This is a genomic window from Shewanella psychrophila (genome assembly GCF_002005305.1).
Classification (GTDB): domain Bacteria; phylum Pseudomonadota; class Gammaproteobacteria; order Enterobacterales; family Shewanellaceae; genus Shewanella; species Shewanella psychrophila.
The window spans coordinates 1,591,516-1,605,987 of the sequence record NZ_CP014782.1 but is presented as its reverse complement, the minus strand read 5'-3'; the positions used below and the strand labels follow the sequence as shown (position 1 = coordinate 1,605,987).

General features: G+C 41.1%; 9 protein-coding genes and 1 pseudogene. 5 read left to right on the top strand and 5 right to left on the bottom strand.

Translation table 11 applies throughout. From position 1 onward, the window contains the following. Nucleotides 1–80: 80 nt before the first annotated feature. Together tnpB and sps_RS07165 are read right to left on the bottom strand one after the other, a co-directional pair. Nucleotides 81–410: an IS66 family insertion sequence element accessory protein TnpB gene (gene tnpB / locus sps_RS07170; protein ID WP_077751910.1), complete on the bottom strand. Its 330-nt coding sequence runs from the start codon at nt 408–410 to the stop codon at nt 81–83. Next, nucleotides 407–766 carry a hypothetical protein gene (locus tag sps_RS07165; protein ID WP_077751909.1) on the bottom strand — a complete coding sequence of 120 codons (360 nt, stop codon included), beginning with the start codon at nt 764–766 and terminating at the stop codon, nt 407–409. Before sps_RS07165 ends, tnpB begins: the two co-directional genes overlap by 4 nt. A 267-nt stretch (nt 767–1,033) precedes the next feature. On the opposite strand from sps_RS07165, the gene sps_RS07160 reads away from it, so the two are divergent. After that, nucleotides 1,034–5,389, top strand: a complete 4,356-nt coding sequence (locus tag sps_RS07160) for a hypothetical protein (RefSeq protein WP_149027236.1) — start codon at nt 1,034–1,036, stop codon at nt 5,387–5,389. Between the two features lie 258 nt (nt 5,390–5,647). Beyond that, nucleotides 5,648–6,403, top strand: a pseudogene (locus sps_RS07155) (IS110 family RNA-guided transposase); the annotation flags it as partial. Nucleotides 6,404–6,600: 197 nt separating this feature from the next. On the opposite strand, the gene tnpC reads toward sps_RS07155, so the two are convergent. Next, nucleotides 6,601–7,347 (bottom strand): IS66 family transposase, encoded by a 747-nt coding sequence (gene tnpC, locus sps_RS28665; RefSeq protein ID WP_335695448.1) that lies wholly within the window; start codon nt 7,345–7,347, stop codon nt 6,601–6,603. Nucleotides 7,348–7,618: 271 nt separating this feature from the next. On the opposite strand from tnpC, the gene sps_RS28440 reads away from it, so the two are divergent. Next, a complete protein-coding gene (locus tag sps_RS28440) occupies nt 7,619–10,312 on the top strand; it encodes a hypothetical protein (protein ID WP_077751906.1) in 2,694 nt (897 codons plus the stop codon). Nucleotides 10,313–11,344: 1,032 nt separating this feature from the next. On the opposite strand, the gene sps_RS07140 is transcribed toward sps_RS28440, so the two are convergent. Then, nucleotides 11,345–12,487 carry an IS4 family transposase gene (locus sps_RS07140; RefSeq protein WP_077751384.1) on the bottom strand — a complete coding sequence of 381 codons (1,143 nt, stop codon included), beginning with the start codon at nt 12,485–12,487 and terminating at the stop codon, nt 11,345–11,347. Nucleotides 12,488–12,514: 27 nt separating this feature from the next. Between sps_RS07140 and sps_RS07135 the strand changes: the two genes are divergently transcribed. Further along, nucleotides 12,515–13,204, top strand: a complete 690-nt coding sequence (locus sps_RS07135) for a hypothetical protein (RefSeq protein ID WP_218919634.1) — start codon at nt 12,515–12,517, stop codon at nt 13,202–13,204. A 234-nt stretch (nt 13,205–13,438) separates the two neighbouring features. Here the strand turns inward: sps_RS07135 and tnpA are convergent, their stop codons facing one another. Continuing rightward, nucleotides 13,439–13,609, bottom strand: coding sequence for an IS66 family insertion sequence element accessory protein TnpA (gene tnpA, locus sps_RS07130; RefSeq protein ID WP_237158012.1), 171 nt, complete (start codon nt 13,607–13,609; stop codon nt 13,439–13,441). A 318-nt stretch (nt 13,610–13,927) separates the two neighbouring features. Here tnpA and sps_RS07125 point away from each other — a divergent pair, with 318 nt between their 5' ends. Further along, nucleotides 13,928–14,329: a transposase gene (locus sps_RS07125; RefSeq protein ID WP_077751905.1), complete on the top strand. Its 402-nt coding sequence runs from the start codon at nt 13,928–13,930 to the stop codon at nt 14,327–14,329. Nucleotides 14,330–14,472 lie beyond the last annotated feature (143 nt).

The window sequence follows — 14,472 nt, the reverse complement described above, 5'->3', positions numbered from 1 at the left end:
CGCGGTACTCCGATGACACTGGGTGTAATAGAAACAATTGACGAGAGTATGATCCGATTAAATAAAAGTTCAAGCATCCATTATTTCCCGATGAAAGTCTGCGGTACACCACCACTGAGCAACTGACGTAGCTGGGTGGCCACCATGGCAGTGACAGGGATAGTTGACCGCGGCCAGCGCTTGAACTTGCCGGTGGATAGACGCTTGGTCATTAGCCAGAAGCCAGTACCATCATAGGTTAACGCCCGTATCATGGTTTTACTGCGATTGATAAACACAAACACGGTGCCAGAGCGAGGGTCTTTGGCAAGTTGCAGACGACACACAGCAGACAGGCCATCGATGCCTTTACGGAAATCAGCGGGCTCTGTCGCAATGAATATTTTGGTGTTAGCGGTGAGGTGTATCATGATTTAAGTGCCCCAATGATAGAGAGCAGGGTCTGATTATTGATGCCGTGCAGGCTCATTTGCTCACCGGAGACAAAACAAAGCTCAAGACTAACCGACGGCTGTGGGGTAAAGGCTTGGGACGTTATTTCAACAAAAGAGGTGGGGTCATCGAGCTGGAGTGCCAGCCGCCACTGAGTAAGCTGAAGCGTGGTAATACGCAGTGCTGCAGTGACTTGGCCAGTTTGATGGTAGTCGAGTAACGAAATTGCCCGCTGACGCAAGCTATCAGGCACCGGGGTGCTGATTTTTGCTTTTTGTTTACGCCAAGTATTGAAATCAGCAGCGAGCGTGGACAGTGACTCAGGAATATCCATTAAGTGAACCTCAAATTTAATCTGTTATTTATTAAATCAGATTAAATTTGAGAAGTTGCACTATGCTCTCGTAAGCTCACATTGGTTTGTGCGTTTTGTGGTGATGACATGGAATTAGTTCGGCTATATCATCCTGACAGAGGGGTTTTCTATGATATCTTTGCGCCTTGATCTTTTGCTGTTTGTGCTTCATTTTATAGTTAGACAATATACTATTATATAATATGCTAGCCAAAAGTAGAAAGGTTGGTGATACATTAGAGGTTTATGATGCCAGTACATAAAAGTTTGCCTAAATCCAAAAGTAAATTGACATCCACGAAGGGTGATGGTCTTGAATCACCGATTGTTCATCTCGAAGATACCCAGAGGCGGGCCCCCCCTTATGTATCCTTACAAACTGTTCGACCAAGAGCTTCATTTACGAGTACCGTTCCTGATGCATCTACGGGTGCCATTTCTAAACATGGAAAAATTAACTCTAGGCATCGAAGTCCTGAACTTACTGATGAAATACCCTCAAACCCTAAAGATGAGCTCACTGGAGCCTCAGCACAGTCAGGAGGAAAAAACACCGGCGAGGGATACGAACTTGTAAAGAACTACCTGGCCACAGTAGCACCAGAGAAGACCCAAGCGCTGGTAGAATTTATTGACAACTATCGTACAGCCCCCAAAGCCATCGGCTTACTCGATGTTAAAGGCGCGCTGGAGCCATTTAATGAATGCCGAACAGAATACTTTATTGCTCTTGAAATGTTTAATAAAGCGGAGCTGGGGCCAAAGGAAAAATTAGCCGCGAAGAAGGTGAAACAACTAGTTGGTGGTTTACAGGCAAAAATTTATTATGAAGAACAAGATGGTCTGTTTGCTAAAGGTACGGATGAGCTTGAATACTTTGACTCTAAAGCTAAAGAAAATGAGAAAAAAAATAGCTGGTTTGATTTAACAAGTGGGCGAGATGCCATAAAAGAGTTTAAAGAACAGTGTAAAGATACAAATAGGCCTTTCGTGCCCTATCATCCTAGTGCGCGCGGCGATATGAATAACTACAAATATTCTATATTTCTTAGCGCGGAGAAGCGACCATTAACCTCTTTTGAATATTTTAATGACCCTAAAAATGATGAAGAAAAGGGATTCAATCGTAATGTTAACGCCATTAAACAACATCTGACCGGAATCCCTCAGTTCAAGGAAGGCAGAGACTATGTCTTCTGTACTAACGCAGAAAGGTTAGAAATTAAGGGAAGTGTAGGCGACATAAACAAAACTCACTACAAAAGCTTTGACAATGTGCTGACAAACCCAGAGGTCCGTCAGCGAGTACAGGAGGTGTTTGAAGATGATATTGGGACAGATGTAAATATTAAGAGATATTTAAGCAGTAAAGGCATAGATTCCCCAATTATTAGCAACGATAAAAAACGTAAAAACAGTTTGGCTATACTTAACATTAATATTCGTGAGTCTTCCCAAACATGGGACCCAAGAGAATACCGTCATACGACCAATCCTCAGGCATTAAAATCCATGGTAGATAGTCTGAGGGAGGCGAGAAGTAATAATGATCCTAAAGTCCAACAGCAGCTTGGTAGGATTGGAGGTGATAAATTAGATATTTGTATCATAGGTAGTCAAATCAGCATTGAAGATAGAACATACTGGGAAAACTATAAAAACGATCAAGGTGTTAAGGTTTACTTCTTGAATGATATGGTGAGCGAGGAAAATCATTTAAACCGCATTCAACAAAAAAAAGTGTTATATGCGCTATGTGAAGGATATAAGAATACCACTTATATTGGTCATCAATCAGGGGTAAACGAGGATGCCCCCATTCTGCCAAGGACTAACGTGTATAGCCTGAGTGAATATCAAGGCACGGGTCAGCTGGGCATAAGTCGTGTTGAGGCAAGAACGCAATTGGATATTGTTCAAGAAGCACCATTGGAAATGGGGACGAGTGGTGTACGAAATTTTGGACATTTCTATAGCTTACGTAATAATGAATTTCTTACTACAAAGGGGATTTTAGCTTCCGTTCAGATCAAAATGGATGAATATGGGAAAGAACACCCCAATCTTGATAACTTATGGCAAGAGTTGAAAAATGAATTCCCGCAGTTAGATGATTCAAATGGCGCTGTACCTGATGGCGCTGTAGAGAGGCTATACCAAAAAGTGTTGCAGACGTCGGGGAAGAAGTACCTCAATGCTACAACGCGTGGGTATGTTGATGACGCGCTTAGGCTATGCGATGAGGAAGAACTCGACAATGATGATTTTGCAATAATTGAAAAAGGGCTGACAGCGGTTGAAGCTAAGTATGTTTCTGATAAAGGAGGAAAGAAAGATAAAAAAGTAAAAGAGCTCATTAAGGCAGTGAGTAAGCAGAAACTAACACGTACCGACCGAGGAGAACTTCGTGAAATATTGATTATAATAAAAGAAAATCAAATGATTGGTGATAAAGATCGCGACCTTTATCAAAAAGCACTAGGAGAGATAGTCAGACGTCAACAATCTGGAGGCGTAGGCTTTACTCAGGCGACAATAGATTTTGTGGCGGACGTTATGAAAGAGGAAGTGATGCCTCATGACAGCAGCACGCCACTGGATAAATTTCTTGAGAAGCTCAAACGGCAAAATGCGGGTATGACACCTTATCCCCTTGGCAATCAGCAATTTGAACATAGAGGTTTATTAAACAAAGAACAAAGTGCCACTGAAGCCGATAAGGATATAGACTACTTTCATAATCTGTTTGCAAAAGAGAATGACGACCCAGAAACTACGTCTTCTGAACCACTCTCTCGGAAAAATAGTACTGAGAGTAATAACAGAGACGGCCGCTCTCCTGCATCAGCTACTGTCAACAATTCAGCAAGCAGTGTGCGGAAGAGAATAGCTGCAAAAGAACATAAAACAGAAACCATCAGCCGAGCTAGAACACTCAATAAAGGAGCACAAACAACTTTTATAGTCAGAGATAACTTACAGTATTTTGAGGAAACGTTGAGCTCACATTCGGATAGTTCACTTACGGATGAAGAAAAACAAGTTTTCCAACAAACTATGCGCAATGCGATGCTATCGTCTAAATATTCCTCTGATCTTCCAGAGCAAGGTCCCGCGTTAAAAGAGCTAAGACTTTATGGTTTAAAGGTTCTTAGTGACGCTTTAGAAAAGGGTTATCGTGATGAAGTCTCTTCAGTTCTTAATCAATCGCGCCATCAAGGTGTTAGTGATGAGAAAACTGTTTTTGATTGTTTGATTAACAGTACCTTAGAAGAAAAAGATACAGAAATGCGCGATAACATGACTCGTCTATTAGGTCAGTTTGTCAGTGATCCTCAGAATTTAACAAAATATTCACTTGGAATGGTTTACCAACAAAGTCATGCACCAGCATCCCGATACTTATTACGTTCGATACCAAAGGAAGCCAAGAGGGGTTTCTTAGACTACTATAGAAAACCAAGGTTTTTAAGTCAGTTTGTCTTAGGAGAAAAAAACCTCAAACCAATAATAAAACAAGACCTAGAAAGGCCACTGCCACTTTTTAAAAGTCTGGAACTAGAAACTAAGCTACCACCTATTTTTCTGTCTCGTACCAAGATGGAAGAGATGATTAATCAAAAAGCAAAAAGACTGGATGATTTGCGTATTGAAAATATTAAAAGGGAGACTGATAAACGAAACCAATTACAGGCTTTAAAAGAGCGAGGCTTGACTGGTTCAGGCGCGGAAAAAGCAGTCGATGATGCGAGCACCTATTACGGTAACCCTCATAAACAGGCAGATATTTTAAAACAGGCAATAGCTAAACATGAATCAAAAGTAGTGGAAGATAAGGAAAGAGCTCTGGGCTCCGAACAAATGGATCAGGAGTACACTCAGAGAAGACGTAATGAGTATACTCAGGAAGCAAATAGAAAAAACACTATAAGACAAGAGAGAGAGTCCGAATGTGCGAGGATTGAGCATCAAAGGCGAGATCAAGAAATATATCAGGCGGAGCAAGCTCAAAGATATCAGGCGGGGCTTGCTCAGAGACAACAGCGAGAGTTGAAAGCACAATCGTCTCAATCTGGTAGAGCTGTGAATGGTCCCCGACGGCAACAAGCTATTACTAACGGTGGACCGAGTAACCCATCTGCTAGGCAAGCAATAACGAGTCACCATAGGTCCGCTATTGCAATGGATGATGCCAATCAGCAGCTAGCTTCCTCTTCCACCTCCGCTTCCACAAACCCAACGATCACTTATCAGGAGCAACATACAGTCAAAGCAGGTGGCGTCGTCGTTTATAATGAGCGCGGAGAAGAAATGGGAAGACTAATGACAAATATGGGCCAACATATTAAAATTAGCCAGGTTGATGACCTAAAGATGCGAGATGAGCCTTCAACTAGCAGTGCAAGCGGTTCTGTTATAATGGAGTATATAGTACCAGGGAACCTCAGAGAATGCAGAGGCCACATAAGTGTTCAACCAGCAAAAAGAGAAACCCAAAAAGTTTCTTTTTCGCAAGTTAGTTCTGGTCCTTTTGATAGTCTGCGTTATCCAACGGTAAGTGTTCATTATAGCTTGGACGAGTGGCGCAACGCTTTAAAATAATGACGTAAGATAGGGGTAAAGTCAGGATCACTGCCATTGAATTAAGGGTATTTGGCTTAAAAAACATGCTTCCTTCCACGTTTCTGATAATTAAAGGATTTAATGTAAGACTCCTTTCGTCGAGGGGCTTTGTTGCAATGCTATCTCAGCAGGTCTTTTGATATTGATTAGTTAGATCGTGAGATAATTGGACTCCCCACACCAATAAAGTAAGTTAATATGATTATCAAAATGAAAATATAATCAGGGGGTATTATCATGCGCAATACTATCGTTGGCGTTGATTTGGCTAAAGATGTTATTCAAGTTTGTGTTTATAGAAACAAAAAGGTGCAGTCTAATACAGAAATGACACCGGATGAATTTCTAGCTTGGCTATTTGAATCAACACCAGCGACAATCGTTTTTGAAGCATGTGGCACATCCAATTATTGGAAACAAAAAGCAATAGAGTCGGGGCATGATGGTCGCCTAATTTCAGCGAAATTAGTATCGGCAGTCAGGCAAAATCAAAAAACAGATAAAAATGATGCGTTAGCAGTCATTCAAGCCACAATGCTGCCAGATGTGAACTTTATAACGGGTAAAAGTGTTGAACAACAATTACAATCAATTAAGCGATTGAGAGAATTGGCTATAAAACAAAGGGATGCCTCTCACAAGCAAGTCGCATCCCTGTTGCTTGAATTAAACTTTAGAGTGCCAAAGAGCATTTCTGGTATGGCAAATTCAATTGAAGATATATTAGAAGACGCTACTAATAAGTTGTCATTTCAATTTAGAGAGGCCCTTAATGAGGCTATGAATCAATTAACCTCATTAGCCGAAACAGTCTCAACCTATGACCGTTGTTTAGAGATGTCAATTCAGGATCATCCTGAGTGTCAGAAGTTATTAAAACTTGAAGGTGTAGGGCCAATAAACGCGATTAATCTCTATATTGCCCTTGGCTGTGCTGATATAGGCACATTTAGCCGAGGTCGAGATGCATCAGCTTGCATAGGTGTTACCCCCAGGGCTAACGCATGATCACTTTATGAGCAATTAGATCATACATCGATCAGTCGAGCATGTGGGTCAGCATTGTTTGTTGTTAGTTAATCCTCAAACCTGTATACAGTAGAGATCTTAACCAACCTGTATTTAATATGTCCCCCAAACCGTTGATTGAATACCTTGATTCTTTAGTTGATCCGTGAGCGTCCGGTGAACTACGTCTTGGCTAGAGCCATGTTCCAGGGTAAGAGGCTGTTGAGATCGCAGTCAGCGTAAGACAGCTGTTTCAGGCAGTGTTCGATGTAATCGAACGGGGTTAAGCCATTGGCTTTTGCGGTTTCTATCATGCTGTATAAAATAGCGCTCGCCTCAGCGCCACGGTGATTGTGGTTAAATAACCAGTTTTTTCGCCCTATCACAAATGGTTTTACGGCACGTTCTGCACGGTTGTTGTCGATATTAAGCCGACTATCCTCAGTGTAACGAATGAGTTTTGACCATTGATTGAGGCTGTAGTAGATGGCTTCACCCAGCGCACTTTTATTTGACACTTGTTGGGCTGATTTTTCCAGCCATTGCTTAAAAATCGCCAGCTGGGCACGTGAGTGAGTACGCCTAAAGTACAAGCGCTCTTCAAGGCTCAGTGATTGTATCTGCGTTTCTATACGATACAGCTTAGCTATCATATTTAGCGCCATGTCAGCTTTGCTGACTTGGCCAGTTTTGTTTTTTCCTTGTGACACTATCGCTTCTTTAAACTTACGCCGAGCATGGGCCCAACAGCCCACAAGCTTATTACTGGCCTGCTGATAACCCGCATAACCATCAACTTGTAGATATCCCTTAAACACTGTTTGTTCTGTGGCAAGAAAATGACTCACACAGGTGCTTGCACGGCTACCATCTTGATAGTCGTACGTGAGCGTCCGGTGAACTACGTCTTGGCTAGAGCCATGTTCCAGGGTAAGAGGCTGTTGAGATCGCAGTCAGCGTAAGACAGCTGTTCCAGGCAGTGTTCGATGTAATCTGTAGTGGTCAAGTAAAACTGGACAACAATCTTATCGAAGCAATGCTGAAAATCATTGTGCGAGACAGGAAGAATGCGATGTTCCATAAGACCTTACACGGGGCGACCATCGGAGACATAATTACGTCAATGATAGTCAGTGCCAGCGAGGCAGGCATCAATGTCTTTGAATATTTCACGACCTTACTTATACAAGGAGCATTAATATGCCCAAATCTAAATTTAAAAAAAAACTGCTTATATCTCAAAATAATCATGACTCTGAAGAGGTTCTTATGCACGAAGCACAACCTCAGGAACAGAGAGAATACGCTAAATTACCTCCAGATAATTTTTCTGACGATCATGGTGGACATGAAGCCTCGAGACAAATGCCAACAGGAAATGTAAGCTCTTTAATAGCTAAATTTAATTCTTTATCGGACAAGGCTTCAGCAAGGAATAATACGGGACCGATAACGAAAGGCATCATATCAAAAACAAAAGTAAACTCTTTAATAAATAAATTTGAGGATTTATCGCGCAAGGCTCCAGCAGGGAATAATACGGTGCCAATAATGAACGGTATCGACTTGACACCAGAGAACATAAAAGGGGCACGGCAGGAGTGGAAGCGGTTATTAAAGTCGCATAATCTTGATGTAAGTAAATTTGAAGATGATCACGTAAATAATTTTACCCATGCACAGTTTAGTAATATGCCCAGTTATGATCACATTGGGCCGAACACAGTGATCAAGTCCAACGATTTGTTCGAAAAATATCAAAATGATATTAAAGATCAGCTTAAATTTGAAGGCATATCGGGGACAGGAAAACTGTTCAATTTCTTGAAAGATGCTGACAGGACATACACGGGGCTGCGTCTCGACAAATCTGGTACGACTGTCAAAGTTGTTCACTATGGCACAGACGAATACCCAGGAGTGAGATCTCAGGAAGATAAGAAGATGGAACCAAGCTTGTCGGGTGCTTTTCTGAACTTCAATCAACAAGAGAAAACAAATTTCTTTCGCTTGGGATCTTTCCTCCAGTCACTTGAAAAAATTGGTATCAATGCAGAAACAACGGATCAGGAAGTGGTCAAAAAACTGGGAAACTACACTAATACAGGCCCGTATTTTGAGTACCACAATGCCCCATCAGACATCAATACACGCCTAGGGAATAAAGAGAAGGCACTCTTAGATGATGAGAAAATTCTAGTCACGCACAAAGGAATTTCGTTGGCTTTTGATACCCAAAAGCCAGCGACTCTGAAGCAAGATTTCATGGCGGAAAAGTACAGTATAAATAACTTTAATACTGTCGACTCTGAATTACTCAGCATGAAATTTCGGGAGAACGTTGGGGCATTTTGTCAAAAGCTTTTAAAAAGCGAGGGTCGAATTTTAATGACTGGGTATGCGATTGCTGGGTTTGGTGATCTCGTGAACTTCCAGATGCTCTATAAGACAATTATTTCCAAGCATCCTGAGTTAAAAGAACGTATCGACGCATATGCGCATTATTACCGATACTCCATTGGTAATAGCACAATAGCCAAGTTGCTCCATAAGGACATTAAAGTTGTCACGCACCATAATGCTAATCGCCAATGGGATCCAAACTTCAGCTATCAGATTGTCTCGGAACTTGCCAAAGAACATAAACCTACATTTGAAATTCAGTACAATGTTGGGTCTGTTTTTAAGTCTGTACCCAAAGACGAAAACGTGTTGAGAGTCGGTGAAATTGGAGGAATGGCTGGAGTGAGCATGGTTGATGATGCGTATTTCACCGGTTTATCTCGCGGCGGTATAGGTTTTGGCATTCCTAATGCTGACGTTGATGATAACCAGCAGGAAATCAAAGATGTACTTTCGGGGATTATCCAGAATACTCTCGGCCAAGCTGAAACTCCTGCCAATGGCACTCCCCTTGTTTCAGTTATTAAAAATCGTTTCGCTCTTATGATGGCTCGTGAAAATTCCCAGGTGATTAATCAGCAACAGTTCTATCGTTACGATGATGTACATGAAGGTCAAAATTTAAGCGTAGGAAAGCGTGTTCTGGCTGATATTCTTAAAGCAATGACAGAGCAAGCGAACGTCGACATACCCATCATTTTAGCAACAGGAAAGATCGAAGCGTTATCGGAGCAGGCAAGTGAAGCAGGTCTGGAGCTCACACCAAAAGCAAGCTTTAACGTGAGAGGGAGTGACTACAAACAATTCCATTTAAAAACACAGTCCGGAAAGGAAGCTGTGATCGTACAAGGATTTTTTGACAATACTCTCGTCAACGCCATTATGAAACATGCAGATATTCCATCAGTATATTCCGGTGAAGGGTCTATGAACGAAGGCCTGTCATTTGGGGGGAAAGGGTTTATGATCCCGTTCTATGACTATCAGGTGACTACACTTATCGAATCGGCTGGCGTAGCACATACACACGAGTTAAGTCCCTTTAGTATGCAACTAGATGGTAACGATGTGGGCTTTCGGTACGATGAAAAAAAAGTGGTTCAACTTATATCTGACAACCAACCCCTGTACGATTCCTGCGAAAAATACGATTTACTGAAACTGAAAGTGGGAGAACAATTCCCGCAAATGTACCTAGTGACAGGTAAATCAGATGAAGGAATGCAAATTAGGAAACTGGATAAGACAGAGATTGACTTTCAAATCACCCGTCCTCTTGAGCAGGACTCAAAACCAGAACTCCAAGCTTCACAGGCTAACGCTACCATTTATAAACTTGAAGACTGGGCAAAAGAGTGGGTAAAACTGATTTATGATCGAGACTCTTCACAGCTCGATCTGAATAAGCTTGGTCAGCAAACACCTGCCATGCTTGAAGGAGAAAAACAAAAGCGAGTAAATTGGTTCGATCTATTTAGTTTAGAAACCTAAATTAACTAGTTTTTAAGGTCATTATTAAATAACAACACGGCCACTCATAATTCTTGATGCATTGCACTTCTGCTTTGAACAAGGGGGGAGAGTTTTGGCAAATAGTAATGGGTGGCTTTATTAATTAAGGCTGTTTTATTAAGAGCCTATCTTTCCGGTGTGCTTGTTGGCCGGAATCCATTCTTTGAACTTAACTACTCATTGTGGGTTAAAGTATCCCCTCGAATTTGTCTGAAAGCCTCTAAAATTAAGGGGCTGGTGGAGACCCTTCAATCTTTGTTCTTGCTTTTTATTATTCCTAGGAATTTCCTCTTGGAAGGCTTGGTGTAGCTGGATTTAAGATTTTCTTGGCTTTTGTGGCTATAGATATTAGTCTACGGGCCAAATAATGAAATTATTCAGTGTAGTTGTATTTATTTAAAAGGGATTAAGAAATTATTGTGGTTTACATCTTAGAGATTACCTCATTTTTCAATCTTAAATACTCCCGAAAATTGAACGGTAAACAGGCTGATTTTTAAGGTGACGATAAAAATTATCCATTAGAGATCCTGCCCACTCTTCTCGCATCGTTGGTAACAGTTCATAGTAAATACAACCTTGGCGAAACAGAGAGTATGAGCGAGTTTTATTCTACCTAGGAATTTCCTCTTGGAAGGCTTGGTGTAGCTCGGTTTAAGCTTTTTCTAGGCTTTTGTGGCTATAGATATTAGTCTACAGACCAAATAAAGATATTATTCAGTGTAGTGGCATGAATTTTATGTGGGGCATATAATTCGACCTCACTGTAAGTTATTGTTTTTATATAAACATGTTTCCTTATCATAGCTCACCGTTCCGTTGCACCGCATACCCCTACTTCATGTGGCGAAGGGCCTTATGTAATTAAGGTGAATTAGCCCAAACTGTAGTATCAGTCTTCCACTTAACCTGTAAAAGGTAAATATTATGCCACTACAGTTCGAACAACACCTTCGGTGGAGCCTCTAAAAAGTATGCTCTCCTCCTTAGAGATCCCCTCATTTTTCAATTTTAAATAATCCCGAAAATTGAACGGTAAATAGGCTGGTTTTTAAGGTAACGATAAAAATTATCCATTAGAGGTTCTGCCCACTCTTCTCGCATCGTTGGTAACAGTTCATAGTAAATACAACCTTGGCGAAACAGAGAGTATGAGCGAGTTTTACTGGTATTTGCCTTTATTGTCTTTTCCAAGTCAGCATCCTCGCCCGCTTTTCCTAGTAGCGTCAGCAAGCCTATCGCCAAGGCGCTTAGCAAAAACAACCGGTCTCTACGTACCGGGGAACGCGTGTAGGTGGCACTCATCCCCATGCCAAAACGATAGTCTTTAATGTCACGAAAAGTCGTCTCTATCCCCCAACGTTTCCCATATAAAGTCAACATCTTGCTACTCACTAGGTCACGTCGACTTGATGCTAAATACCAAGCTTCTTTCATGCCTTTTTTCTTGGTGCAAATGACCCGAGCGACTGCTTGCTTATTACCCGTTATTTGAACGTCCTTAAGGGTTCTTGTTATGCCGCTGGGTAATAGCCAGTCCTTTACTGGAAACAGCTCTCCTACCGCATCGGTGACTTTGATATTAGCCTTAATTCTAATGATGAAGTCAAAACCCAGCTCATGTTCAATGAAGTTAAATAGTGCCGTATCACTAAAGCCTCTATCAGCAACAATTGTCACTTTAACATCCTCTGCAACGATCGACCTTAACTTAACCAACAACTCATCTTCATGGTTGTTTCTATTACCTTTTAAAGCATGTTTACGATGGGTTTTCCATAGCAGTGGCGTGTTACGTCCATGGGTTGTTTGCATACTCAGTACGATGGTTGAATGGTCGTCTGAATCAAATTCAGTCCAATCGAGAGAGACCACTATCTCTTTGCGTGCACCGATAATATAAGGCCCCCAGGAGTCCAGTAATTGCCAGACGTTTAACTTTGTATTACTGAGTAATCGGTCTACTTGTTTAATAGCAGACTTACGCTTAAGTTTATTGGCTTGGGCTAAGCCAGCGCCAATGGCATGAATAGCGAGTGACCCCTTTTCAATCACTCCGTGAGCGGCATTAGCAAGTGAGGTGACCCTTTTAGCATGCATGTCATGGCCAAAGAGTTCATCGATGTGATTATGAATAAGGGCTTTATTTATCATGTTATAAATTTTAGAACATAGAGTGATTTGGCTTATTATACTCTGGAAGCCTTGCTGCCTCTGGTTATTATGAGGGGATGCTTAAGGCTCTCCTCCGATATTAAATCCGTTAGGAATTGTCCAAGTCTTCCTTCACAATATTCAGCTGAGGCCATTTCACGATTGGACTATGTAGGCAATAGCCTAGATGATTGGAAGTCAGCCAAGCCTGGGCAATGGTTTATGGGTGTTCTTGATACATCAGAAAAATCAGTTTCACTTGTGCCGGTGAATGTATTCGATCGTTCTATGGGGATTTTAAATGAACAAACATTAACAAATACATCACAACAGGGAATGAATCGTTATGCTTCAGGCTCTCTGGGGGAAAGGGATGGGAATTCTATTATGCCGAGTTTTTTAAAGTATAGACCGGCAGGAATGACGCATCATCTAGCTGTTGTTTTGGAATCGGGGTTTTCTAAAGAAAGTTCATTAGGATTTACATTGATTAAAATTAATGATGATTTTGCCCAAATAAAAACCACGTCTACTTCTTTAAATGGTGATAAGCCAGATCATTTTATTAATCATAGTTTCTCGCGAGCTACATCTATTAACGTTTCTGGTTTTGTTCCTACTGGTGCTCAAATGCCTATTCAGTGGCGAAATTCACTGGTTGAATACTTTAAGGAAGGTGATTTTGGAATTAAAAATATCGCCATATCTAGTGACTGATTTTAGTTATGGCGAAGGAATAGAAGTTGCCTAATTAAACGTAATGTTCATTGGTTTTAGAAAGGGAAATCCAACCTTTCGAAGTATTTTTTCTTTGGAAGGCTATAAATAGGTTGAATGGATCGTTGCGATCTGAGGCATTCAGCGTTAGCCTCTTGCCCCAGATGTGAAAAAACCGCCCTGGCAGGCGGTTTAATCGGAATACTTAGCACCACTAAGTCCTTTCATTATTATCTAATCGAAAAGACTAATCAAGTACCCTGTACTTTTAGCCTTGTTGGCTTTACGGGCATAAAAGGTACTTGTACTGCACTTATGTTGATGACAGAAAGCCGTGATAGTTAAGCCGCTAGCGGGCTGCTGTTTTATCAAAGCAGCCCAATCTTCATGAGAACGTTTAGCCATATTAACTCCTGATTTATAGTCAGGAGTTAAAATAAGGGATCAATGAAAGCTGTTGAAGATGTATTTGCCCGGACGCTTACTGAATTTACACCAGCAGCCGTTATTTAACTGACGACCTATTTTTTTCATGGAAAAATCAATGTTTTAAGACTTATTTTCGGTCGAAGAGTGTTCATAAAAAAAACGTGGCTATAACCCCATCGTCATATCTTATTAGGAAGTGAAAGGTTGAACTCAGAGGTAAATCAATGGCTTACAATAAGTTACTGACCTTTAAGTCAGTTACGTCTGAAATGGCAAGCGTATTTACTTAAGTTTATGACAGCCCGTATTGAAGACTTAAACGGTATCATTAAGGCACTCTGGGTTAAACACCCTGATGGATTCTATGCACACCCCGGAAACGGTAAAGTCCCGACGAAGCATTATCGAGGGTTACTCAAATATCTGACTAAGTACTTAGCTACCCCACCAATAGGAGTATCGAGGATAACCTGTGTTTCTGATGGATATGTTAGTTATTATCAAGCATATAATAAGCAACGTGAATATGAATGCGTTGAAGCAGAGGTGTTTATTGGCCGCATGGTACAACATATCCTCCCTAAAGGATTCCAGCGAATTCGTTATTATGGGTTACAAGCGACAGCGAGCTTTAAGAAATGGGTTGAAATCATTGCTAAGACAGCTGGAGATTTAGTTGATGGTATGATTAGCTAGGTTAGTCGTCTGAAATATCGTTATTTGTTTAGAAGGTAGCAGGTAGAAACCCACTTATTTGTGCATTTTGTGGTGATAATATGCAATTAGTTTGGCTATATCATCCTGATAGAGGGATTTTCTATGATATATTTTCCCTTTGA

Bases quoted from the DNA above. Each gene is read 5' to 3' on its own strand.
- tnpB (WP_077751910.1), bottom strand. From the start codon at position 410: ATGATACACCTCACCGCTAACACCAAAATATTCATTGCGACAGAGCCC.
- sps_RS07165 (WP_077751909.1), bottom strand. From the start codon at position 766: ATGGATATTCCTGAGTCACTGTCCACGCTCGCTGCTGATTTCAATACT.
- sps_RS07160 (WP_149027236.1), top strand. From the start codon at position 1,034: ATGATGCCAGTACATAAAAGTTTGCCTAAATCCAAAAGTAAATTGACA.
- sps_RS28440 (WP_077751906.1), top strand. From the start codon at position 7,619: ATGCCCAAATCTAAATTTAAAAAAAAACTGCTTATATCTCAAAATAAT.
- sps_RS07140 (WP_077751384.1), bottom strand. From the start codon at position 12,487: ATGATAAATAAAGCCCTTATTCATAATCACATCGATGAACTCTTTGGC.
- tnpA (WP_237158012.1), bottom strand. From the start codon at position 13,609: ATGGCTAAACGTTCTCATGAAGATTGGGCTGCTTTGATAAAACAGCAG.
- sps_RS07125 (WP_077751905.1), top strand. From the start codon at position 13,928: ATGACAGCCCGTATTGAAGACTTAAACGGTATCATTAAGGCACTCTGG.